Origin of the sequence: Acutalibacter caecimuris (assembly GCF_034335085.1) — a bacterium.
GTDB classification, from domain to species: Bacteria; Bacillota; Clostridia; order Oscillospirales; family Acutalibacteraceae; genus Acutalibacter; species Acutalibacter caecimuris.
The window spans coordinates 49511-73610 of the sequence record NZ_JAWXXJ010000015.1 but is presented as its reverse complement, the minus strand read 5'-3'; the positions used below and the strand labels follow the sequence as shown (position 1 = coordinate 73610).

At 50.2% G+C, this 24100-nt stretch carries 19 protein-coding genes; 18 read left to right on the top strand and 1 reads right to left on the bottom strand.

Annotation, left to right across the window (positions count from 1 at the left end):
* The first annotated feature begins 10 nt into the window (after nucleotides 1–10).
* The 9 genes from U8U01_RS10445 to U8U01_RS10400 all read left to right on the top strand — a co-directional run bounded on the left by U8U01_RS10445 (nucleotide 11) and on the right by U8U01_RS10400 (nucleotide 10163).
* On the top strand, nucleotides 11–670 hold the full coding sequence (locus U8U01_RS10445) for a class I SAM-dependent methyltransferase (protein WP_305117414.1): 660 nt from the start codon (nucleotides 11–13) through the stop codon (nucleotides 668–670).
* Nucleotides 643–1731: a carcinine hydrolase/isopenicillin-N N-acyltransferase family protein gene (locus tag U8U01_RS10440; RefSeq protein WP_304432791.1), complete on the top strand. Its 1089-nt coding sequence runs from the start codon at nucleotides 643–645 to the stop codon at nucleotides 1729–1731. Before U8U01_RS10445 ends, U8U01_RS10440 begins: the two co-directional genes overlap by 28 nt.
* A gap of 11 nt (nucleotides 1732–1742) precedes the next feature.
* Nucleotides 1743–3104 (top strand): phenylacetate--CoA ligase family protein, encoded by a 1362-nt coding sequence (locus U8U01_RS10435; RefSeq protein WP_304432790.1) that lies wholly within the window; start codon nucleotides 1743–1745, stop codon nucleotides 3102–3104.
* Complete coding sequence (locus U8U01_RS10430) at nucleotides 3101–3838, top strand: ABC transporter ATP-binding protein (protein ID WP_304432789.1); 738 nt, start codon at nucleotides 3101–3103, stop codon at nucleotides 3836–3838. The genes U8U01_RS10435 and U8U01_RS10430 overlap by 4 nt, the downstream gene beginning before the upstream one ends.
* Nucleotides 3839–3840: 2 nt before the next feature.
* Nucleotides 3841–6186 (top strand): ABC transporter permease, encoded by a 2346-nt coding sequence (locus U8U01_RS10425; RefSeq protein WP_322173967.1) that lies wholly within the window; start codon nucleotides 3841–3843, stop codon nucleotides 6184–6186.
* Between the two features lie 142 nt (nucleotides 6187–6328).
* On the top strand, nucleotides 6329–7195 hold the full coding sequence (locus U8U01_RS10420) for a cyclophilin-like fold protein (protein ID WP_322173965.1): 867 nt from the start codon (nucleotides 6329–6331) through the stop codon (nucleotides 7193–7195).
* Nucleotides 7196–7452: 257 nt separating this feature from the next.
* Entirely contained in the window at nucleotides 7453–8355 is a 903-nt protein-coding gene (locus U8U01_RS10415; RefSeq protein ID WP_304432786.1) for a permease, read from the top strand.
* Between the two features lie 20 nt (nucleotides 8356–8375).
* The gene (locus U8U01_RS17625) at nucleotides 8376–9941 is read left to right on the top strand and encodes a DUF362 domain-containing protein (RefSeq protein WP_496196409.1); all 1566 of its coding nucleotides are present in this window, start codon (nucleotides 8376–8378) and stop codon (nucleotides 9939–9941) included.
* A 33-nt stretch (nucleotides 9942–9974) separates the two neighbouring features.
* A complete protein-coding gene (locus U8U01_RS10400; protein ID WP_304432809.1) occupies nucleotides 9975–10163 on the top strand; it encodes a cysteine-rich KTR domain-containing protein in 189 nt (62 codons plus the stop codon).
* Between the two features lie 64 nt (nucleotides 10164–10227).
* On the opposite strand, the gene U8U01_RS10395 is transcribed toward U8U01_RS10400, so the two are convergent.
* Entirely contained in the window at nucleotides 10228–10569 is a 342-nt protein-coding gene (locus tag U8U01_RS10395; RefSeq protein WP_322173963.1) for a helix-turn-helix domain-containing protein, read from the bottom strand.
* Between the two features lie 431 nt (nucleotides 10570–11000).
* Here U8U01_RS10395 and U8U01_RS10390 point away from each other — a divergent pair, with 431 nt between their 5' ends.
* The 9 genes from U8U01_RS10390 (at nucleotide 11001) to U8U01_RS10350 (ending at nucleotide 24079) form a co-directional block, all read left to right on the top strand.
* A complete protein-coding gene (locus tag U8U01_RS10390; protein ID WP_304432784.1) occupies nucleotides 11001–11501 on the top strand; it encodes a sigma-70 family RNA polymerase sigma factor in 501 nt (166 codons plus the stop codon).
* A 480-nt stretch (nucleotides 11502–11981) separates the two neighbouring features.
* Nucleotides 11982–12341, top strand: a complete 360-nt coding sequence (locus U8U01_RS10385) for a type II toxin-antitoxin system PemK/MazF family toxin (RefSeq protein WP_322173961.1) — start codon at nucleotides 11982–11984, stop codon at nucleotides 12339–12341.
* Nucleotides 12342–12485 carry an SHOCT domain-containing protein gene (locus U8U01_RS10380; protein WP_322173959.1) on the top strand — a complete coding sequence of 48 codons (144 nt, stop codon included), beginning with the start codon at nucleotides 12342–12344 and terminating at the stop codon, nucleotides 12483–12485.
* A 97-nt stretch (nucleotides 12486–12582) separates the two neighbouring features.
* Nucleotides 12583–14136 carry a recombinase family protein gene (locus tag U8U01_RS10375; protein WP_322173957.1) on the top strand — a complete coding sequence of 518 codons (1554 nt, stop codon included), beginning with the start codon at nucleotides 12583–12585 and terminating at the stop codon, nucleotides 14134–14136.
* A complete protein-coding gene (locus U8U01_RS10370; RefSeq protein ID WP_322173955.1) occupies nucleotides 14133–15047 on the top strand; it encodes a recombinase family protein in 915 nt (304 codons plus the stop codon). The genes U8U01_RS10375 and U8U01_RS10370 overlap by 4 nt, the downstream gene beginning before the upstream one ends.
* Nucleotides 14989–16632 carry a recombinase family protein gene (locus U8U01_RS10365; protein ID WP_304432779.1) on the top strand — a complete coding sequence of 548 codons (1644 nt, stop codon included), beginning with the start codon at nucleotides 14989–14991 and terminating at the stop codon, nucleotides 16630–16632. The genes U8U01_RS10370 and U8U01_RS10365 overlap by 59 nt, the downstream gene beginning before the upstream one ends.
* 327 nt (nucleotides 16633–16959) lie before the next feature.
* Nucleotides 16960–17340, top strand: a complete 381-nt coding sequence (locus U8U01_RS10360; RefSeq protein WP_304432778.1) for a recombinase family protein — start codon at nucleotides 16960–16962, stop codon at nucleotides 17338–17340.
* Nucleotides 17341–18065: 725 nt separating this feature from the next.
* The gene (locus U8U01_RS10355) at nucleotides 18066–21044 is read left to right on the top strand and encodes an SIR2 family protein (protein ID WP_322173952.1); all 2979 of its coding nucleotides are present in this window, start codon (nucleotides 18066–18068) and stop codon (nucleotides 21042–21044) included.
* 719 nt (nucleotides 21045–21763) lie between these two features.
* Nucleotides 21764–24079 carry a winged helix-turn-helix domain-containing protein gene (locus U8U01_RS10350; protein ID WP_322173950.1) on the top strand — a complete coding sequence of 772 codons (2316 nt, stop codon included), beginning with the start codon at nucleotides 21764–21766 and terminating at the stop codon, nucleotides 24077–24079.
* The last annotated feature ends 21 nt before the right edge of the window (nucleotides 24080–24100 follow it).

Below are 24100 nucleotides of genomic sequence, written 5' to 3'. Positions count from 1 at the left end.
AAAGGAATCTATGGGAAATTACAATTTCTTTGTTCGAGGAAAGAGATGGGCAAAATTTTTTATCAATTATTGCGGTGAACGTCTGCGTGGTCTGGATTTCAGCATGGTATATGTGGGCGATTTGCAAAAGAACACAGCCGAATATCACGGCTACAGCATGACCGACGCGGATGATATGAAACGCATACTAGGAGCCGTGCCGGTAATACCCAGCAAATCCGCTTTCCTGGATGTGGGCTGCGGCAAGGGGATGTGCATGAAGGTAGCCGCAGAATTCGGGTATGCAAAAATGGATGGCCTGGATTTGGACGAACGACTATTGAACATAGCCCGTAAGAATATGCGCAAATTGCAGCTAAATGTAGGCTGTATCCAAGCAAACGCCGCAGACTTTGACGGCTATGCCGCTTACGACGTATTTTACTTTTACAATCCGTTTGGAAAGCCAGTATTCGAGAAGGTGATACAACGGCTTATCGAAAGTCAGAATAAACGTGACCGGGATATTTGGGCCGTGTACTATCACCCGGTTTTTGGGGAGCTTTTCCAGCAAGCTGGGTTTACCCTGGAAAAAGAGATCCACGATCACACGCGGGATACCGTTGCCAGAATCTACAAACTTTCGGAGAAGGGAGAATCAGAATGCGAGTTTTACGATTATTTCTCTTGATACCATTGCTTCTCGGGCTTGCCGCCTGTTCCGCAAATGCAAGCAGACCGTCGCAATCTGAAAACAGTTTAGTCCCAACTGATTCCGGCGATTCTGCGGCAGCGGAACCCATCACTGTCCCCGCCTCGGAAGTCACACAGCTGGAGGACGGCCTCTCCACCATCCGCTTTGAGGGCGATTCCGGCTTTGACGAGTTTCTGTCCCAAGGCGGCGCGGCCTCTGACGGCGAGGTTGCCGGATACCTCACCTCCCTGGTGAAAGAGAATATCTCTTTGGGCGACCTGCTCTTTGGGTGCAGTACGATTTCTGTTCAGAATACTGAGGGCGGCTATCTCTTTGGCCGCAACTTCGATTGGGAACCCTGCAACGCCATGATCGTCCATTCCGCCCCGGAAATCGGGTACAAATCCATCTCCACCGTCAACACGGATTTCATCACCATGAGCGGCGTGGACTTGTCCCAACTCCCGTATAAGTATCAAGCGCTTATCTGCTTATATGCGCCCCTGGACGGCATGAACGAAAAGGGCTTGGCGGTGTCCGTCAACATGATCCAGGACAGCGACACTATCGGCCAAAATACCGGCAAACCGGGCCTGACTACCACCACCGCTATCCGTCTGCTGCTGGACAAAGCTGCCACAGTGGACGAGACGATCGACTTGCTGGGCCAGTACGATATGCACGCCTCCATGGGCTACATGATGCACCTTGCGATTGCCGACAATACGGGCCGCAGCGTGGTGGTGGAATACATCAACAATGAGATGGTGGTCGTAGAGACCCCGGTTGTCACCAATTTCTACCTGGCAGAAGGGGAAAAGAATGGTATCGGTACAAGCCAGTCACGCGAACGGTACGACATTTTGATGGAAACACTTGCCGCCTACGATACCATGACCACCGATGGAGTTCGTGACGCGCTGAACAGTGTCAGCAAAGATAATTTCGGCGAGTTCGAGTCCACCGAGTGGAGCGTGGTTTTTGATTTGGGGAATTTGACCGCCCGGTACTATCATCGGGAAAATTATGCGGAAAATTATACCTTTCAGCTAGATTAGGGGGGCGTATATTGAGCAGATTGAAATTGTTGATTGAATTGGCAAAATTAAAGCGTCACAAGCGCATGACCCCGGCTCGGATGAAAAAGTACCAGGCCAAAAAGCTGCGGAAAATGCTGGTCTACGCTTTCCGGCACTCAAGCTATTATCACCGGGCTTTCGTAAGGGCTGGAATTGACGAGAGTAATATCCGCACTGCGCCACTGTCAGCGTTCCCTGTCATGGACAAACAAATGCTGCTGCAAAATTTTGACCAGCTCATCACCGTCCCAGACCTGACCCAAGACGAACTGCGCCGTTTTGACGCCGAAACCGCCGCCGACAGGAGAGCTTACAAAGGCAAGTACCATGTGGTTCACTCCTCCGGCAGCACCGGAAAGCCCGGCTATTTTGTGTATGGCGAGGCGGCATGGCGAACTATGCTGTTGGGCATCATCCGGGCAGCGCTGTGGGGGATGTCCATGAAAGAGATCATAAAACTGCTGGGAGCAGGGCCGCGCATCGCCTATATTGCCGCCACAGATGGGCGCTACGGCGGGGCTATGGCGGTTGGAGATGGCATCGATGGAGTAGGGGCCGCTCAGATACACCTGGACATCAAGCAGCCTTTGGAGCAGTGGGTGGCGGAGCTGAACAAGTTCAAGCCCGACATCATCATCGGCTACCCATCAGCAATCAAGATTTTAGGCGAACTGGTGGAGCAGGGCCGGGTGAAACTGTCCGCCATGCGGGTGATCTCCTGCGGAGAGCCTCTGGGCGCGGGCCTGCGCCGATATCTGGAGAAAGTGCTGGGCGGGGCGGTCATCAATGTGTACGGCGCCAGCGAATCCCTGGCCCTGGGGGTGGACGATGGCAACGGGATGCTCCTGTTTGACGACCTGAACGTGGTGGAGGTAATAGACGGCGAAATGTATCTGACCAGCCTCTATAACTTTGCCCAGCCACTTATTCGCTATAGGATTTCCGATTCTTTGACATTGGCTGAACGGGTGAAAGGCAGCCCCTTCACCCACGCCGTTGGGCTATTGGGCCGCTGTGAGGATATGCTCTGGTTTGAAGATGGCTTCGGCCACCGGGATTTCCTCCATCCCCTCGCCATCGAGGGCTTCTGCGTGGAAGGCCTGCGGGATTATCAGTTCTTGCAGACCAGTAGGGACAGCTTTGTCATGATAGCGGAGAAAACCTCTCAGGGGACGGAAAGCGTGATTCAAACGGAACTAACCGCGCAGATGCGGGGGATTCTGGAAGAAAAGGGGCTGGAATATGTTCGGTTCCAGGTGACATTTGTGGAGGAAATTCTCCCTGACCCGCGCACCGGCAAGAAACAGCTTATCGTGAAAAAAGACGCAGAAAGGTGGCGGGTCGCAGGATGAAGGATACGATTCTCAGGGGCAAGAGCCTGACAAAAAATTTTGGCGGCACTTCGGTTTTGCAAGGAATCGACGTGGATATTTACGCCGGAGATTTCACCGTAATCATGGGCAGTTCCGGCGCTGGAAAATCTACCCTGCTGTACTGCTTAAGCGGTATGGACAGTCTGACCGGCGGCGAAGTGTTCTTCAGGAATCAGCCCATTACCGGTCTGAGCGAGAAGAAGATGGCGGAGCTGCGGGCCAAGGAGTTCGGCTTCGTGTTCCAGCAGACCCACCTGGTAAGCAATCTGACCCTCTTTGAGAATGTGGCGGTTGCCGGGTACGCAGGAAAATCTGCTGATGTAAACACCCGCACCCATGCCCTGCTGGAGCAGATGCACGTTGGGGACGCGGAAAGCCGCCTGCCCAGCCAGGTCTCCGGCGGCGAAGCCCAGCGGGCCGCCATAGCCCGGGCTATGATAAACAGCCCCACCCTGCTCTTTGCCGACGAGCCCACCGGGGCGCTGAACAAAGCGAACAGCCAGGAGGTCATGAACCTGCTGACCGAATTGAACGCCCAGGGACAGAGCGTCCTCATGGTCACCCACGGCCTGCGGGCGGCGCTGCGCGGGAACCGGCTGCTCTATTTGGAGGATGGGAAAATCTTGGACGAATTAGTGCTTCCCCGCTACCGCACAGAAGAAAAAGGACGCGAAAACCAAGTCAGCAGTTGGCTTTCGAAGTTGGGGTGGTAAGCATGGAGAAACAGATTCTGATACGTGCCGGGCTGAAACGCCACCAGGGTACACTTTGTGGTATATTCCTGCTGATAGCATTGATTGCCGCCGTCACCGGCACGGTGCTGACCCTGTGGGCCAATGCCGCTGCCCATGAGGAAGCCGGATTGACCCAGGCGGGCTTTGGTGAGTTGACCGCCTGGATATCCGGCGGGGCAGATACGGAAAGCCTGGCGGCAGAGATAACCGCTCTGGACGAGATAGACAGAGTGGAAACCCAGCGGTTAGTATTCACGAATTACACCGCCCTGGAGCAGGAATCAGACAGCGAAGGGCAGCTCATCCTATATGAGCCGGAGCGTGAACGCTACCGTTTTTTCACCGACGATCTATCCGGCTATCAGCCCGCGCCCGAGAGTATCCGGCCTGGAGAAGTATACGTTTCCCCCTCGCTGGTGTCCATGTTCGGGCTGGGTATCGGAGACGAGATCACTTTCCCCATCGCCCGCTCCGGGCGGGATATGGTTCTGAAGGTAGCAGGCTTTTTTGAAGCCCCGGTGATGGGAAGCAGCATGATCGGCATGAAGGGCTTTCTCGTCTGTGAGAGCGACTATCAGGCTGCGCTGGATACCATCGCAAGTTCGGGCATTGATGCGCTGGCCCGCCAGGGCTCCATGCTCCACATTTTCCCCTGGGATGATCTGCCCACCGCCCAGCTGAACGCCATTTTGAATGAGCACACCGGCCTTGCGAATTTTGTGGAGTTCACTCACAGCCGGGAAGCAATCTCCGGTTTCATGCTGGTGCTGCAAAACGCCTTTTCCGCGCTGTTCCTGGCCTTTGCCGCCGTGCTGCTTATGGCGGTTTTGGCGGTGGCGGGGCACAGCATTTCCGCCAACATACGCGCCGAGTACAAGAATATGGGCATCCTCAAAACGGTTGGACTTACCACCACAGACCTACGCCTAGTACTGCTGGCGCAATACGGCGCGGCAGTCTTGGCAGGATCAGCGCTGGGTTTGATTCTGACTGCCCCCATCAGCTCTGCGGTCAGCAGTGCCACTGTGACTACCACCGGCTTGAAGATACCTGCTGTTCTCCCTGTAAGCTGGCTGGCGGTCAGCTTTGGCGGGATACTGCTCCTGCTGGGCGGGTTTATTTACTGGCGGGCCGGGAAAATCGGAAAAGTCAGCCCTATGAGGGCGATTCGTGGGGAAATGGAAACATCAGACTCAAGCGGAAAGCCAGCCGTGCAAATTACTGAAAAAACCCTCCCCTTGAGGCTGGCCCTCCGGCAGCTTTTGACCGGACGCAAAATGTATCTGGGTGCGCTGGCTGTGGCGGCCCTGCTCTCCTTTTTCGCCGCCATGATTGGCCGCATGGACGCCTGGCTCGGCCCGGATGGCAAGGGCATGATGGACGCTTTCAACCCTGCCGACCATGACCTGGGAGTGCAGATGTTCGGCGAATCCACCATAGACAGCGTCGAAGATATTGTGCAGCAGTACAGCGGTATCACCGACACTTACCTGCTGGCCATGCCCAGTGTCAGCGTAAATGGCGTGGACTACACTGCCAACGCCATTTCGGAGCCGGAGCGCTTTCATATTTTGGAGGGCCGCGCCTGCACGGGCGGTAACGAAATCGTTCTGACCGAGTTTGTGGCAAGCGATTTGGGCGTGGATATCGGCGATATGGTCACTGTCCGGGGCGACCTGGCAGGCGGCGAGTACACTGTCAGCGGCATCTATTCCTGTGCCAACGATATGGGGGCGAATGTGGGACTGAGCCAAGCGGGCTACCTGAAAATAGGCCGGGACGACCCGCGCATCTGGTGCTGGCACTATTTTCTCAGCGACCCCAGCCAGAAAGCCGCCATCACCCAAGCGCTGGAAGAAAGGTTCGGCGGGGATGTCCATGTTCACGAAAATACCTGGCCGGGGCTGTTCGGCATTATCGCGGCTATGCGGGCGCTGGTGGCGGCGATGTACATTACCACAGCGGTGTTTATTCTTGTGGTCACGGTGCTGACCGGCGGGCGCGTCCTGTCGGCAGAACAGAGGGACATTGCCATCTATAAAGCCATAGGCTTTGCCGATTCTGTCCAGCGGCTGGCCTTTGCCCTACGTTTCGGGGTGACGGCGCTGATCGGCTCATTGGCAGGGACGGTACTCTCGGCGGCGCTGAGCGACCGTCTTGTCTCCGCAGTGATGAAGTTGGCGGGCATCAATAATTTTGCCTCCGGCGTAAGCTTTGGCGGCACCCTGCTGCCGGTTCTGGCCGTGACCCTGCTGTTCGCCGGGTTTGCATGGCTGGCGGCGGGGAAAATCAAGCGTGTGGCCATAACAAGCCTGATAAACGAATAATTTATTGGAAAGGAAAATCAACATGAAAAAAGTTCTTGTCTTTATTTGCCTGACCCTCTGTGCTTTAATTGCGGCAGGGTGTTCACAAACAGGGGACACAAGCTCTGCTCCGGTTTCAACAGCGGTTCCGGATTCTTCCGTCATGGAGAGCCAGCCAGAGAGCGCCCCAGAATCTGCCCCGGAAACCGCAAGCGCCACCACGCTTACCGTCCGCTTTGGCGACCAGGGCGCTCCCTTTACCATGCACCTCTACGACAACGACACCGCCGCGGCCATCGCCCGGCACGTGGGTACTGCCGACTGGCGGCTGCCCATCTACCACTACGATGACTTTGAAAACAGCGAGGTCATGCAGTATTACGATATCCCCAGCCGCTATGAGATCCCCTCAAATCCGGAGAAAATCGCCAGCGAAAAGGCCGGGGAGGTCTACTACTCCGAGCCGAACCGCATCGTGCTGTTTTACGGCAACGCCCAGGTGAGCGGCGAATATACCCCGGTAGGCTATTTTGACGCCACGGAGGATTTTGTCCGGGCGGTGGAGGAAAACCCGGTGCTGGAGGGCTGGGGGAATAAGATCGTGCAGATCGCGCCCGGTTCCGATGAGCCGGAGAAATCGCAAACATCCGTGATTACAACAGAAGAACAGGAGGAAAACGACATGATAAACTTGCAGATTGGGGAACAGAATTTGACGGCGAAGCTGGCGGACAATACTTCCGCCCAGGCTTTTGCGGAGTTGCTTCAAGAGGGGCCGGTCACCGTGCAGATGAGCGATTATGGCAATTTTGAAAAGGTCGGTCCGCTGCCCACCAGCCTGCCGGAGAACAATCAGCAGATCACCACCGAGCCGGGGGATATCATTTTGTATCAGGGCAACTCCATCACTGTTTACTATGATGTGAATACCTGGAATTTTACCCGGCTGGGGAAGGTGCAGGGTGTTACCCAGCAGCAGCTTAAGGATATTCTGGGGGAGGGGGATGTGGAAATTACATTTTCGGTGTAAATGTAGAACAGAATTATAGCTGCCACCCGGCGCTTTGGGACTATTATGATGTGCGCGTTTTCCTGGATATGAAGCCGGAGGAACAGCTTAGACGTATTGAGGCCCGGAGCGGCACTGAGATATTGGTGGCTTTTAAGTCCATGTGGATTCCGCTGGAAGAGACTTATTTTGAGATATTTTCGCCGGAAGAAAAGTATGATTTCTGTTTTGTTTTACAAGAGAAATCGACCCAATGATACCATGGAGGTGAGTAAAGTTTGATTGAGATCCTGCAAAGAGAACTGATATACCTTTGGTACTATTTTGACCTGCAACTCCGGCAGATTTTCTGGTACTGGGTGCTGGGCATGGTGCTGGGGTCAGCGATCTCTGTGTTTGCCAAAGAGAAGATCCACGACGCCGTGCGCGGCCTGACAGATAAAAAGCTGGGTGCGTTCGGCGTAGTACCCGCCAGCATTTTGGGCATCGCCTCGCCACTGTGTATGTATGGGACGATACCTCTTGCGGCCAGCTTTTCCCGCTACGGCATATCCGATGACTGGCTGGCAGCGTTTATGATGAGTTCTATCCTACTCAACCCACAGTTAATTATTTATAGCATGGCTCTGGGGCCAACAGCTCTGGTTGTCCGTATTGTGTCCTGCTTTTTGTGTGGGATAGTTGCCGGGCTGCTGGTACGGTCCTTCTACAAAGACAAGGAATTCTTTAACTTTACCGGTTTTGCCAACCCCAAAAGCCACCACACCGACCCTAACCTGTTCGTACGCTTTCTCAAGAACTTGGGCCGCAACGTCAAGACCACCGGGCTGTACTTTCTGATTGGCATCGTCCTCTCTGCGGTGTTCCAACGCTACGTCCCCGGCGAAGCCATGACTACCCTTTTCGGCGGCAACGAAGCCTTCGGGGTGCTGACAGCGGCAACGATCGGTGTGCCGCTCTATGCCTGCGGGGGTGGGACAATTCCTTTACTGAAAGCCTGGCTATCAGATGGAATGTCTATGGGAAGCGCGGCCGCGTTCATGCTTACCGGGCCGTCCACGAAAATCACGAACCTGGGCGCGGTAAAAATCGTGCTGGGAGTGAAGCAGTTCGCGCTGTACATTGCTTTTGTCATGGCGTTTTCACTGGTGACAGGTTTGGCGGTGAACCTGATTGTATGAAATTGAAAGGAAGTGAAAGTGTGAAAAGGATAAAGAAAATCATAGCAGGAGTGCTGCTGTGCGCTCTGGTTATCGGCCTGATGATACCCACCCTAGCGGCAGGATCCGCCGAGTTTACGGATGTGCCTTCAAATACATGGTACACCGAAGAGGTCAACTGGTGCAGGGAAAACAATATCATGGCAGGCACATCGTCAACCGCATTTTCGCCGAACATGACCATGAGCCGCGCTATGCTGGCAACAGTTTTGTACCGCTCGGCAGGCAGTCCGGAAGTGGCCGGCCTGGCAGATTTCTCCGACGTCCCCGCCGATGCCTATTACAACAACGCCGCAAAATGGGCCAGTGACCACGGCTACATAAGCGGCTATGGCAACCGAGTGTTTGGTTCCAATGACCCGGTAACACGGGAGCAGATCGTTACCATACTCTGGCGGTGTGAGGGCAGCCCTGCGGCTGCCGCGCCCGATTTTGCCGATGAATCCAGCATCAGTACATATGCGGGCAGTGCCGTTGATTGGGCCAGGGCTAACAGCATCGTCAGCGGTGTCGGAAACAATCGTTTCAACCCCAAGGGTACGGCAACCCGCGCCCAGGTGGCGGTCATCCTCCACAATTATCTGACCACGGGAGCACCTGGCCCCTCCCAGTCTCCTTTCCCTGTGCCATCCGAATCCCCCTCACCGGCCCCCTCCGAAACGCCCGGCCCCTCGGGAGAACCGCTGGTTTACATGACCACAGATATCAGTCCGGAAGGCATGATGGCAGTCTATGAAGCACTGGGCTGGATGCCCACTGGCAAGGTTGCCGTGAAACTCTCCACCGGCGAACCTCCTGCCAGCAACTATCTGCGGCCCGAGTTGATTGCCGATGTGGTCAAAGAGGTTGACGGCACGATAGTAGAATGTAACACAGCCTATGTCGGTTCCCGCGCCCAGACCGCTATGCACTACCAGGTGGCGGAAGACCACGGCTTTACGGCAATAGCAGACTTCCAGATCCAGGATGAAAACGGCTCCATGACCCTGCCTGTCACTGGCGGCACAAGGCTCACCGAAAACTATGTGGGCGCGGCTTTTGATGATTATGACAGCTACCTGGTACTGTCTCACTTCAAGGGCCACTCCATGGCAGGTTTTGGTGGTGCTATAAAAAACATCTCTATTGGATTGGCATCGTCTCAGGGCAAGGCACATATCCACAGCGGTGGTACAGGCGGCAGTATGTGGGGCAGCGAACAGGATGCGTTCCTGGAGAGCATGGCAGAGGCTGGGAAGTCCGTCTCTGATTACCTGGATAATGGCGAAAAAATCGTCTATATCAACGTGATGAACCGCCTGTCTGTTGACTGCGACTGCGACGGCAACCCTGCCGAGCCGGATATGCACGATGTCGGCATCTTAGCTTCAACTGATCCGGTAGCTCTCGACCAAGCTTGCGTTGACTTGGTGTACGCCGAAAAAGACAGCGAAGGTGCTTCTCTTGTCCGGCGCATAGAGAGCCGCAATGGGCTGCATACTCTGGAACACGCCGCTGGGATTGGGCTGGGCAGCCGGGAGTATCAGTTGGTGAAAATCGATGAATAAGCAAAAAATTATTTGGAGGTGTTAGATGGCACAATGCAGACATCCAACTGGGTGATATGTCCGAAGTGTGGCAAGAAAACTCACACAAAACTTAGAGAGAATACTGTACTGAACAATTTTCCACTTTACTGCCCTAAGTGTAGACGCGAAAGCCTTATTAATGCAAAGAGGTTTAACGTGCGGACAATAAAAGAAGATAAAAGCGAGAGCCAGACGCAGTAGAGCGTATCTCTACCTATGCGCAGAGCCAGTGCCTTGATTTTCGGATCAAGTTGACTGGCTCTGTCTATTTTTTACCCTTTTCTTCCGCCATCATCGATTCAACATACTGGCACAATGAAATGTACTTCTGAATTTCGCTTTCGGATTTCCCCGAAAAAAAGTCTTCCACACTTTGGGGTAAATATTCCCGCTTTTTATCCGGGAACACGATGGCGTCCAGGCTTATATCCAAACCTTGCGCAAGAATCGCAACTGTTTCAAGCCTGGAATTCGTCCGCGCCAGCTCAACAGACATAACTGTCCGCTCGCTTAAGTGCAGCAATTCCCCAAGCTGCCTTTGCGTCAGTCTTCGCCGTGCCCGCTCTACCCGCACGGCCTCTCCAAAAGAATCAACAGGACTCTGCACTTTGTCTCACCTCAGCTTTATTTTAGTATATGCAAGCCTTCGTATAAATACCCTAATAGCTTACTTCAACTGAGTTATAACTCAGTTAGAAAGGTGTGAAACGTCAAATGCTTGTCCAAATCCAGAAATTGCTTTTAGAAAAACGTCCGCAAAATATAAAAAGGCACTGTTTCCACAGCGCCTAAATAGGTAGATACTCATGAGCCGCACCCACGTAAGTGAGCTGTGGCTCAGTTTATGTGTTCTAAAACTCACTTTTAGCAAGTGGTTTTTAGGTTTCTGTTCTTCTGCCCACATTGCGGAGGGTATCGGTCTGTCTTTTCAGATGGGTACTTTCTGCAATGTGGGCTTGCTTGTTTCGACAGGTTGCCGTGGCCCGCCCCCAATCAATCGTTTTGTCAACCCAAAACAGATTGATTGGAGGAATCACGGTGGAATATACACCAAAGAAAGTGTTCGTCTTAGACGGCAAAACTTACCTGGAGCTCAGTTATGCTGAGTTTTGCCAGCAGAGAGATACATATCAAAGCAGACGGTTCATATCCCTGCACGGTATGTTGATGGAGGTGCCAGAGGACGAGTACAAAGCATTTTACAAGGACAAGCGCCGTCAGAAATATTTGAACGAACGTTCCAGGGACAACGGCGACTTCTCCTACGATATGCTCACTACGGACGAGTTCAACGGCGAGGATATCCTGGTAGACACGGTAGCAGACACGGCAGGACAGGCGGAAAAGAACGTCTTGCTGGACAAGCTCCGCAAGGCCGCCCTACAACTGCCAGTAGATGAACAGGAACTGATAAGGCTGCATTTCCAACAAGGGTTTTCCCAAGTTGATCTTGCCAAGATCCTAGGCATCAACCAGTCCAATGTGTGCCGCAAAATCAGCAAAATAGTTGAGAAATTGAAATTTCTCATTAAAATTTAAAATTTTTGCGCATAGACCCCTCATCTTTTCGGCTTGGAAAGTGAGGGGTCATTCTTATACCCTCCCTGCTCTTTGAAAATCGAATACCCAGCGCACCTTTTACTTTCCTTCTGCCGCCGTGAGGAGCGGCAGCTACATGAGCGGACGCCAATAATTAACGTAATAGCGTTAACTATACGCATCCAGGCTCAGACGGCAGGATGCACACCTACCGACGGCGATGACCGGCAGAAGGGATAATGATACTTGCGTCCAGTCCTAAAGCCGAGCGTGACCCGTCGCAGCAAAGGAGGGCGCCCCGCAGAGATCCTGGGGGTGGTGAGATTCCAATGAGGCCGAGATGCAAAGCATCTCGTAGGCATAGGCCGGAAGGTGCGCTCCCTGTCCAGGGATGTTGAGAACAAATATGGACACGCAAAACGATTGATACAAGGGGGCAGTGCGCTCTTTGCCTGCCCTCTTCTACTTACGGAGGGAAATATGAAACAAGTCAAGCGCGGCGAAATTTATTACGCTGACCTATCGCCCGTTGTGGGCAGCGAACAGGACGGCACACGCCCTGTCCTCGTCATTCAGAATGACACCGGCAACAAGTTCAGCCCCACCACCATCGTGGCGGCTATCACCAGCAAGTCAGATAAAGCCAAACTGCCCACTCACGTCATTGTTCACGCAGAAGGGCTGGATGTGGAGTCAGTTGTCCTGTTGGAGCAGATACGAACCATTGATAAATGCAGGTTGATTCGGTATAGTGGCAAGTTGGATAAATCCGCTATGGGCCGGGTGGATCATGCCATCATCGTCAGCTTTGGAATCAAATATATGGAAGGATTGTTGTGAATGGATATCAATAATTCAGCTTTCATTTATAGCGTGAATATGCTCCGCCTACTGCTGAAAATGCAGCTCATCACCCAGGAGGAATATGAGCGCATTTTGCAGATAAGCGCCGCACACTACGGCGCAGAAAAAATATATGTCTGAAGTGAAAACTCTGGCCGTTTGTGCTGGATGTATGTGAACTCTTGTGGTATTGTTGGTGGTGCCAAAAGGCGAAAAGTCAAAGAAAGGAATGGTGCAAATGACTGTAACCGACATCAGCCGGGAACCGCAAAAACCCGAAGTTATCCGGCTTGCCGCCTACTGCCGGGTGTCCAGCAAATCCGCTGATCAGCTACACTCCTTTGCCGCTCAAATTCGCTACTACAAGGATTATGAGCGCAAGAATCCGCAGTACAAGCTGGTGGACGTATATGCAGACGAGGGCTTGAGCGGCACGGACATGAAAAAGCGTGATGAGCAGAATCGGCTCATCCGTGACTGTAAACTGGGTAAAATCGACCGGGTAATCACAAAGTCGGTATCGCGGTTTGCACGAAATACCCAGGAACTGCTGGTAGCCCTGCGCACCTTGAAAGAGTTAGGCGTGAGCATCTTCTTCGAGGAACAGGGTATCGACAGCGACAAAATGAACATGGAAATGCTGGTGACTTTCCCCGGCATGGCTGCCCAGCAGGAAAGCGTGAACATCTCCGACCACCTTCGAAGGAGCTATCAAATGCGTATGGAGTCCGGCGAGTTCAACTGCTGTGCCCCAGCGTATGGGTACGATTTGGTCGATGGCCAACTTGTGGTCAAAGAGGATGAGGCGGTTGTTATTCGCCGCATTTTCGATTTGTACTTGCAAGGCATCGGCAAACAGAACATCGCCAATATCCTCAATGCGGAGGGTGTCCCCCGCCGGTATGCGCAGAAGAAATGGTATCATAACACCATCAATTACCTGATAAACAACGAACGGTATATGGGCGATGCGCTCCTGCAAAAGAAGTTTACTACGGACACCCTGCCATTCAGAAAGAAAAAGAATCGCGGAGAAATGCCGCAGTATTATGTGGAGAACAGTAACCCGCCCATTGTCAGTAAGGAAGTGTATCTGGCGGCACAAGAACTGCAAAAATCCCGGAATGTTAGCCACAAGCGTGAAGGTGTGCATCTCCTAACTGGCGTTCTTCGCTGTCCCGAGTGCGGCCGGACATTCCGCAGACTGCTCTTAAATGGTACCGCCTACTGGCTATGTAGCGGCAAGGCCGCTGGTGCCACAGATTGCAAAAGTAGGCGTATCAGAGAAAATGCTGTGTTTGACACCTTCTGCTTGATGGCAGATAAGCTGGCCTCCCATCGGCAAGACCTGCTGAGTACGCTTATTCAACAGTTGGAGATAATGCAGAATCGTAGCGGCGATAGCCAGGATAAGATACGGCAGATAGATAAACAGATAGCTGATTTGAGTGCACAAAATCTGGTAGTTGCCCGGCTCCATACCAACGGCGTACTGAACGCCACCGACTTTGCCGCTCAGTCCTCGGTAATCAGCAACAAGATCAATGCCTTGCGGCTTGACCGCAAAAAGGCACTGGCAGAGGATGAGGACGATGAGCTGATATATACGCTGAAATCACTGGACGATACCCTGGCCGGATATGTGCCGGGTACACCATTTAGCCAAGCGTTATTCGAGGAAATTGTCCAGAGTATCACGGTCGTGGATAACTCCCGGCTGACCTTTCATCTCGTCGCCGGGCTGGCCTTTACGGAGCAAATCCCTGAGAATGCGAGGTGTCGCACGGCATGAAAAAGAGGAATATTCCGTTTGGGTATCAGTATCGGAACGGCGCGATAACTATCCAGCCGCAAGAGGCTGTTGTGTTGAATCGCATTTTCAGCGAGTATCAAAACGGCCTTTCCCTGCTGGAAATTGCCAACCGCCTGAACGATGAAAATATCGCGTATCAGACTGGCGTCACCGGCTGGAACAAATCCCGCATCATGCGATTGATAGAAGATGAGCGGTACATCGGCAAGGGCGGCTTTCCGGCTATCATTGACGAGGGCACTCACCAGACCATGATTGAAATGAAATCTCTAAAAAATACCCAGCATAGCACTGACCGCACTTCTGAAATTTTCCATATAGATGTACCGGTAATCTGTCCAGAGTGTGGCAAAGAGATGGTTAGACGGCATGATAGCCGATTCAAGAGATGCCAGCAGCGATGGATATGTTCCACCTGTCGCACAGCGATTCACAAGGCCGACAGCGCCCTGCTGGATGATATAACTGTACTGCTAAACCGGGCGATTGTCAACCCTGAGTTAGTGTTAATTCCCGCCGATTCAGAATATGAGCAGAGTGTACAGGTCCGCAAAGCTGAGAACGAAATCGCTCGGACACTGGATACGGTAGATTATGATAAAAATGCTCTGAGAAAAAAGATGCTGGAAAGTGTCTCCCTAAAATATGCGGACATCGATTCCGCTCCATATACAGCACATAGATTGAAAGCGGTTCTCGCAGATGCGGAACCGCTTTCAACTTTTTCACTGACGCTTTTTAAGAGAGTGGTACAAGAAATCCAGCTTACTAAAGACAGCACAGTAAGTATCAATTTATTAAATGGACAGACAGTCAGGAAGGATGATGAAAATGCAACAGACCATGGAAATGCCGAAAAAAGTGGTGCGGAAAATTCCTGCCAAGATTGACATCGCTGAAGAAATCAAGCAGGCACACCGGCAGCTCCGGGTAGCCGCCTACTGCCGCGTTTCTACGGCCCAGGAGGAGCAATTAAACAGTTATGACGTGCAAGTAAGGTACTACACCGAAAAAATTAGAAGCGAGCCAAAATGGGCCTTTGTGGGCATCTTTGCGGATCGGGGACTCTCCGGCACCAGCACTAAAAAGCGCGATGAGTTTAACAAGATGATCAAGCAGTGCAGGCGCGGCAAAATCGACATGATTATTACGAAATCAATCAGCCGGTTTGCCCGGAATACGGCTGACGTGTTAAAGTATGTGCGTATGCTCAAAGATATCGGCGTGGACATTTTCTTTGAGGAACAGAACATTCACAGCACCCAGCCTGGGGCGGAGTTTTATATCACGATTTACGGCAGCATCGCTCAAAGCGAATCCGAAAATATCAGTGCCAATGTTATCTGGGGTAAAAACCAGAGTGCCAAAGAGGGCAAAGTGCCGTTCCACTATAAAAACTTCCTCGGCTATCGGCGCGGTGAAGATGGAAAACCTGAAATCGACCCTGAAGAAGCTGAAATCGTCAAAATGATTTATGCGCGGTTTTTGGCCGGGGACAGTATGAGGGGGATTGTAGAAATGTTGGACAATATAGGCGCTCCTACCCCCGGCGGTCAAGGAAAATGGCACCGCTCTACGGTATGCTCGATCTTGCAAAATGAACGATACAAAGGCGATGCCATTCTCAATAAAACTTACGTTGTAGACTGTCTGAGCAAGAAGGTCAAGCGCAATGATGGGCAGGCCCGGCCCAAGTATTATGTAGAAAACAATCACCCCGCCATTATCGACCCTGCCACTTTCGCCAGAGTGCAGGAAGAACTGGCCAAGCGCACAGGCAAGCGGAAGGTCAAGCAAAAAGGCACCAAGACCGAGCAGGGCCGGTATTCAAGTAAATATGCTTTGACGGAACTCCTGGTCTGTGGCGAGTGTGGTACCCCCTATCGCCGATGCACCTGGACGGTTAAGGGAGAAAAGAAACCGGTCTGGCGGTGCATCAATAGGCTGGACTTCGGCAAGAAATATTGCCACCACTCGCCTACCATGGAAGAAACAGTGTTGCAGGAGGCTGTCATGGCAGCGATCATGTGCACGGCAAAGCAGAGTTCCGATGTGCTGGGCACCTTGAAACTGCATATCGGCATGGGGCTAAAGAATGATGATGGCGAAGATAACAGCTTGGATATCCAGATAAGGATAGCAGAAATCGATGCCGAGTTCAAGGCTATGCTCCAGGCTATAGCTACCGACACAGTTGAGGAATTCGATGAGCAGCAGGCCACAGCGCTCATGGCTGAGAAAAACAGCTTGGAGCAACAGTTGGCTCGACTTGACAATGCACAGCAGGAAAAAGAGAATGCAGAGTCCAGGCTGGATGAAATTTTTACTATCCTGGATGGGCTGGAGAACCACCCCATGGAGTACGATGACCGGCTGGTGCGGCAGGTGTTGGAGTGCGTGGTGGTGGAATCCAAGGAGAAGATTAAGGTGATTTTTGCGGGAGGGTTGGAGGTTGAGCAAACGATACCAGTTTGATGTGAGGGTTCGGATACGCACACCGATTGGGCGAAAATATCTTTTTGGTCGTGGGTTCACAAAAGGAGACAAAGGCATTTTAGAGGCTTTTGCCTCCTTTTTTATGCTCCAAAATGCTATAAGATGAAACAAAAAGCGTGGGATAATATCATAATCCGCGCTTTTTGTGTTCTTTAATCTATAGGAAGCGCCTGATAAGTCACTAATAATCATGTTCAGTAGAGATAGAAAGAAAAATTAATACCACTAATATGTAGGTTCTACTTGAAAACACTCGAGCGACCCACTATAATGTAAGAAAGGAAGATACTCGTGAAGTTGTCCCCGTTGGAATCAAAGATTTTTGGCAAGGTATGTTATGGCTTTCGGCGTGACAAGAACAAGCGGATAGAAATAGTTGAGCAGGAGGCCGAAATCGTGCGGGAGATATTTAGCCTATGCCTGTCAGGAAACAGTTTGGAGAAAATTCAAGAACATTTGCGCACGCAAGGTATTCCTTCTCCGTCTGGGAGAGCGGTGTGGAGCCGGGATGTATTGAATAAGCTACTGAACAACTATAAGTACACGTTTGGCATTATTGACCACGCCACTTACTTTGCTGCAGAAGAAATGAAATCTAGCCGGTGCAGAAATCCCAATCGGAATATTGAGGACGATAAAGAATGGAACGAGCAAGTCAATCTGAACTATTACGGGCCTACGCGATAACGAGGGATGAGTATGCCAAGAGGCTAAGTGAAAAATCACTGCTCAAAGCGAAGGATTTGGAGTTTATACGGGATCGAATCTTTGAACTTATTAACCGTGGAGAGGCCAACATTCACGATCCGAAAGAGAAGCAACAACTTCAAGCGGTTGTAGAAAAGTATTGTATCCCACAGATGATTATATTTCACTGACAGATATCGCAAAGCGCTTTAATCCAGAGACCCCAAGCTATGTGATTTAAAGCTGGCTTCGCAGTAGGAATACGATTGCATTCTTAGGCCAGTGGGAAAGAGAGAACAATTGCAACTTTGATGAACAGGCGTTTCAGCAATTACTTGTAGATGTTCGCTCTCCTTCATATACCTTGACTCCTGCCAGATGGATTGAAAGGGTAAATGCTGTTGGGATTATCTCTAAGCGGGGAAAGGCTGGTGGCACTGCAGCTCACCCCTTCATTGCTTGTGATTTTGAGATGTGGAATGATATCAAATTTCGCTATGCACTAATAGGTAAATTGCGTTAATAATTTTTAATTGTATATCAAATTCAAAAGTGCCTTTTACAGCCAAATTAGCAAAAAGCAGAATAAAAAGTGATTTCTATATTTATATCAATAACGCTGTCATTTATACTGTGACGCTTTTTGATGAACGGCAGAAAAAAACAACGCGTTGAAACTATACTGTCTCATTGTACACTCTGATAGAAAGCAATAAAGATTTCAAATGGAGGGTTTACTCGTGTATGAAAGCGAATTTAAGCAAATAATTGATGCATCTAGGAATAATTCTCTAACTTTCTTTGTGGGAGCTGGTGTCTCAGCTTTATCAAACGCTCCAACATGGAATACACTGATAGAATCTATATGCAAAAAAATGGGGCAGAAGATTCAGAAACCAGATTCATCAGATGATTATCTGCGAATTCCTCAGATGTTTTATTACTATATCAATAAAAGCGAAACGACCTATTACAACTTTTTGGAAAAGCATCTCATTACTTCCTCTCTTCTCCCAAATGTGGTACATAGAGAGCTGCTTAAATTGAACCCAAGTTCATTTGTAACAACTAACTTTGACGAACTGCTGGAAGATGCGGCAATACAGTACTGCCAAAGTTTCAAATCAATTGCCTGTGACAGTGAGGTGTCTGGTATTAATGGAGATAGATTCATCCTTAAAGTCCACGGTGATATTAAGCATAGAAATATTGTATTTAAAGAAGAGGACTATTTAAACTATAGTGAAAACTTCAAACTAATTGAAACGCTTCTTAAATCTATTTTCTCAACAAATACGGTGGTTTTTATCGGATATGGGCTAAATGATTACAATATCAAATTGATTTTGAATTGGGCCAAAACGCTTTTGAAGGATAATTTCAATAAACCAATTTTTATTTATACGGACACGAAGTCTTTAGGCCATGAAGATCTGCTGTATCAGCAGTCAAGAGGGCTGTGCGTCATTGAATATGAGAAATTGGGAAAGCGTTTTGATGATTACCTCCCCAGATATTTATCTGTTATTGAGGCTATAAACAAGTCAGCGGACTTGACATATGAAGGAAAAACGGAAGAAGAATCATTTGAAGTGACTTATGAATTGCTTAAACCTCTTAATCTGTTGCCTGCACTTCGCATCAGGGATATAGTAACTGCACTTTCCAACAATGTCCTGATACATGAAAATGGGGTAATAGCTTCTCCACCAAATGAAACTCCAGCCATTAAATACTTCTTTACTTTATGCTCTCTTGCCCAAGATGAATTCGACTCTTTAGCAGATCCCATTAAAGAAAAATTCCAGCTTATTTTAGAAGTTTTTTCAAAAGCAAATATTAATGTGATTTTGAACAAGCACCAAATGATTAATTTTGTAGAAGAAAAATCTTCTTTTGTTTTTGCAGATCCTCTTTGCCTTGCTTTAGACTACAAACAGATGTATTCTTTCACAAGGAAAAGATATAAGGATCAATATAGGAATTATCTAAAAGCATTTTACCTCTCCCGTCTCAAAAAATATGATGATGCCTTTTTTCTGCTTTCTCAAATAGGCAATGAAGCATTTAAATCAAAAAACTATCTACTTCATTATTTTGCTGAAGTGAACCGATTGCGTCTATATAGAATTATCAATCATCTCAATTCAATTTATGGATGTTACGATATGGAGCAGATTAATGCCTATGCTCCTAATAATGATACAGAGCACATCTTTGAGAAGTTGCCTATTACATTTCAAAAACAGTATGATTTTTTGAAAGATTTGCATTCCGTCAATCTTTTCTATAAAGAATCATATCAAGCATCTCTTGATGCTGAAAAACTGAGAAAAGCAATAGATTCACATTCGCTGGAATTTGGGTTAACAAGCGGTGAAAAAGTTACTTGCAGAATAAACGAATCTCTACATTTCTTCCTAGGAAACCATCTAATTGTGGATGAATTTGAGGAATATAAAAATACCATTAAGCAGTTGATGACCTTCCTTTTATATAAGTATTCTACTCAAACTGAAACTCTATTGCATAATCAGCTGTTTCCTCCAATTGGACAGGGACGCATTGCTTTTGATGATATAGACTTTTACTGTTTCCTTGAATTCTTCAAGGGTAAAGAACTCGTAGAAGCGTTTCAAAAATATCATATACAGACAATAGAATTTCGGAATGTGGAAGCTATTGAAAATGCCGTATTTAACCTTCTCGAATACTATGAAATAGCCATTGAAAAATCCTTAAACAATCTTGATGTCTTGTTTTTGCAAGGTCAAATCAAAACCTGTCTTACTTTGTTGCGATATATGGAGATATCCCAGCCCTTAGTAAACAGGCTTTGCGTTTTTATTCTAAAACATGAGTTCCGCGAGATTTTAATTGATGATAAGGTGCGTTTTTTAGATTCTCAGGTCAGTAAAAGGAAAAAACATAGCGGTATTACAGCTAAAGTTATCGAAGATAAACTACTTTACTACATTGATTCACACATTGCTGCCTTAAAAGAGAAAAAGAACTTTAACTTTTTTTCTGGTTCTAGTTCAATCAGTTATTATAATTTGGCCTATTATAGCACGGTTTCGGATTCCGCATGTCCGTCTAAAAAACTGTCTAGACGTATTACCCAAATCATTAAACTTGATTTACCTGAATTGATGCCCCACATAGTAGAATACTACTGGACATATATTTCTGCATATCAACAAAAGCGAGTCATCTCATGGATTCAACGAAAGCTGACTGAAAAGTTTCGATTCGACTTGTTCAAGATGTTGATTATGAGTGAGGCAAAGATAACTTCAAATACTATTCAGTTGTTAAAAGAGTATCTGGCTGCAACTTTAGAAAAGAATCTTAAAAAATCGGAAGATTCAGGCTTCGTGATGTATCCCCAAAGAGATCCTTTTGAAGAACTGAACCAAGTTGGATATTGGTGTTTCATAAAGGTTCTCCCCAAAAATTTTTCGGAATTTCTGGGGTATGCGGATTCCTTTGATTTTTATTACCTCTACCGAGAGTTTGACTTTCATAAGTTCCAACCAGCCTGGTTGTTGGGTCTTCGCCGACATGTATTAGATGAAATTTCAAAAGATGCAACTGTAAAAGAAAAAATTCGTTTATCAATTGCAGAAACATTGAATGAGGTTCAGGTAGAAGTACGTGATAGAGAGCAGCTACAAAATATCTTGACACATTACTTTTGTTAAGCGGATTGTGTGTAGTTTGAGAGTTCAGATACACCCACCAATTTGCCAAAAATATCTTTTTGGTCGTGCGTTCACATCTAAGGACATTTATTTTGATACAAAGAGTATCAGGATAAATGTCCTTTATTTTCGCCCAAACCCGCCTAAAATGGCCGTTTTTCCAGCATTGTTAATCAAAAGCCCGCCGCTGGCCGGATAAATTTCCAAACCAGCGGCGGGCCTTTTTGCATTTCTGAGATTTTGGTGATGAGGCTATCGTTGATTTATTTGGTATCGTTATTTTATTAGGGCTATCGTTAAACCATCACTGTTTCTTGACCGCAGGCTCTCCTTCCCAGTAGATAATTATAGGAATTAGATGATGCTTGCATATTTTGTTCTTGATAGAATCAACGTACAAAAAGAAATGGTCATCATGGGTGGCGATACCACCTTTGCAAAAAGTATTCCCAAACTACCCAACTTAGGGAGTGTACTTCCCGGCCCCCAAGCTGTATAATGTGATATCATCGGCTTGTGATGCCCGATAAAAGCCTAGATTTCACAAAAAATTTACAGAAAAAGGGTTGAAATTTCGAGATGAGCGCCAATAATTGTTTAGCAAGCAAGCAAGGGATAACTGCGCCCATTTTTACCCCATACCGAATACGGAGCCGCAGGAACACATCAGTGTTGCCTGTGGCTTTTTGGCGCGAATCTTCAGAGTGGAGGTGTAAGCCTTGGAACAGTACATTATGCCGCTGAGCGCATACCGCAAGCTGAAAGCCGCAAAAAGCTTCGGCCAGACCGCCTACATCTACGGGGCCACCGGCTACGGCAAGACCTCATTTTTGCAGAAGTTCCTGGCAAAGCGCCGCCATGTTTACCTCTCGTGCAGCGACCGCCGTTGGGACGAGAGCGCTCTGCCCGCCCAGGGAACCGTGGCGCTGGACGACCTGCATCTGCTGGACGAATCCAGGCGGGAACTGGTCAAGAGTTTAGTAGCCAGCCCAGATATATGGCTGATTCTGGTGAGCAGAAGCCCGGTTCCAGCCTGGCTCATGCCGGAGTATGTGAACATGGGCTTCATGATCCTCAGCGAGGCCGACCTGAAGCTGGGCAGGAGGGAGATCGCCGGGTTCCTGGACAGCCTGGGGCTGGCTTACACCGGGGATGAGCTGCAATTTCTGGCAGAGCATTCTGACGGCAACGCCTACATCGTGCGCCACGCCACCCTGAAAATGGCCGAGGGTATGGCCCCCGGTCCCCAGATGCAGAAGGAGATTTACGACGCCTTCACCCGCTATCTCACCGACCATGTGATGGCGGAATGGGACAGCGACCTGCTGGAATTCCTCATGAAAATAAGCGTGGTGGAGGAATTCACTCTGCCCCTGTCTGAGCTCATCACCGCCAGCCGCCAGGCTTCGGCTTACCTGCAAAAGGCCGCTGAAACCGGGAACTTCCTTATCCAGAGTGGCGAAACTTACCGCCTGCGTTCTGTGCTTCTTCACGCTCTGCGTGAGAAGGCTGTGCAGGCATTGGGCGAGGAACAAATCAAGACCTGCCAGAAGAACGCCGGGGTCTGGTACGAGATGAACGGCCAGGTGACCGAAGCCCTGGAAATGTACGGGCGCAGCGGCGATCAGGCTCAGATCAGAGAGCTGCTCATCCGCAACGTCCGGGTGAACCCCGGCGCTGGCCATTACTATGAGCTGCGTCGGTACTATCTTGGTATGGACGAGGAAGAAGCCGCCAAAAGCCCGGTGCTGATGGCGGGGCTCTCCATGCTCCACTCCATGCTCATGGCCCCGGAAAAGAGCGAATACTGGTACGATAGGCTGGCTGAATTCGCCAAGACCGCCACCGGCGGCGCAAAGCGCGAGGCTCAGAGCCGCCTGTGCTATCTGGACATCGGCCTGCCCCACCGGGGGAGCCGGGACGTGCTGAAAATCATGCTGAAAGCCCCGGCCATGCTTCTGGACCAGGGGGTGCGCCTGCCGGAGCTTTCCGTAACCAGCAACGTGCCAAGCACCATGAGCGGCGGCAAGGACTTCTGCAAGTGGAGCCGCTCTGACCGGGCGCTGGCAAGGACAGTCGGCCCGATTGTGGAACGTGTGCTGGGCCGGTACGGCAAGGGCCTTACAAAGATCGCCCTGGGAGAGAGCCTGTTTGAGAAAGGCGAGAACACCTTCGAGGTGCTGACCCTGCTCTCCCGAGGTCAGGTGGAAACCGAGTGCGGCGGCACTTTGGAGGTAGCCTTTTCGGCAGTAGGCCAGCGGGTACGGATGATGATCCTGCAAGGGGACCTGACCAACGCCGGGGCTATCCTGGACTCCTTCCAGTCGGCGGTGGAGGAACAGCGGGTGATGCAGCTCTTGCCCAATATACGGGCCGTGCGGTGTAGAATTGCACTATATCGTGGGGATATGGACGCGGTTCGTGAGTGGCTGGAACAGGCCCCGGACGAGGACAAAGAGTTCATCACCATGGAGCGCTACCGCTACCTTACCAAAGTGCGCTGCTACCTGGCGCTGGGCGAAAATCTCAAAGCCCTGGCCCTGCTGGAAAAGCTGGGCGAGTATGCGGAGCGCTGCTATCGGACGTACATCCGCATGGAGGCCGGAGTGCTGGGGGCCATCGTGCGCCAGCGGCTTGGGACGGAGTGGGAGCCCATGCTCACCGCCGCCCTGGACGAGGCCGGGAGCTATCGGTTCGTGCGGTTCATCAGCGAGCTGGGCCCGGCCGTCCTGCCACTTTTGAAAGCCCAGAGCCGGGATGGCCCCTGGTTTCGGCAGGTGCTGGACGAAACCAGGCAGATGGCCCGGCGCTACCCACGCTACCTTCTGCCGGGGGTGGCGAGGGAGGACTTCTCCTCCACGGCGCTGGAAATCCTGCGCTTGCAGAGCGAGGGCTTCACGGCCACTCAGATTGCCGGGCGGCTGGGTATGAAGCCGGACACGGTGCGTTATCACATCAAGGAAAATTACCGCAAGCTGGAGGTCGGCGGAAGGGCTGAAGCCATTGCAGCCGCCCGGGGCTTGGGGTTGATATAGAACTAAAATGGAGGTATTACC

Bases quoted from the DNA above. Each gene is read 5' to 3' on its own strand.
- U8U01_RS10445 (WP_305117414.1), top strand. From the start codon at position 11: ATGGGAAATTACAATTTCTTTGTTCGAGGAAAGAGATGGGCAAAATTT.
- U8U01_RS10440 (WP_304432791.1), top strand. From the start codon at position 643: ATGCGAGTTTTACGATTATTTCTCTTGATACCATTGCTTCTCGGGCTT.
- U8U01_RS10430 (WP_304432789.1), top strand. From the start codon at position 3,101: ATGAAGGATACGATTCTCAGGGGCAAGAGCCTGACAAAAAATTTTGGC.
- U8U01_RS10425 (WP_322173967.1), top strand. From the start codon at position 3,841: ATGGAGAAACAGATTCTGATACGTGCCGGGCTGAAACGCCACCAGGGT.
- U8U01_RS10420 (WP_322173965.1), top strand. From the start codon at position 6,329: ATGGAGAGCCAGCCAGAGAGCGCCCCAGAATCTGCCCCGGAAACCGCA.
- U8U01_RS10400 (WP_304432809.1), top strand. From the start codon at position 9,975: ATGCAGACATCCAACTGGGTGATATGTCCGAAGTGTGGCAAGAAAACT.
- U8U01_RS10385 (WP_322173961.1), top strand. From the start codon at position 11,982: ATGAAACAAGTCAAGCGCGGCGAAATTTATTACGCTGACCTATCGCCC.
- U8U01_RS10380 (WP_322173959.1), top strand. From the start codon at position 12,342: ATGGATATCAATAATTCAGCTTTCATTTATAGCGTGAATATGCTCCGC.
- U8U01_RS10375 (WP_322173957.1), top strand. From the start codon at position 12,583: ATGACTGTAACCGACATCAGCCGGGAACCGCAAAAACCCGAAGTTATC.
- U8U01_RS10370 (WP_322173955.1), top strand. From the start codon at position 14,133: ATGAAAAAGAGGAATATTCCGTTTGGGTATCAGTATCGGAACGGCGCG.
- U8U01_RS10365 (WP_304432779.1), top strand. From the start codon at position 14,989: ATGCAACAGACCATGGAAATGCCGAAAAAAGTGGTGCGGAAAATTCCT.
- U8U01_RS10355 (WP_322173952.1), top strand. From the start codon at position 18,066: ATGGAGGGTTTACTCGTGTATGAAAGCGAATTTAAGCAAATAATTGAT.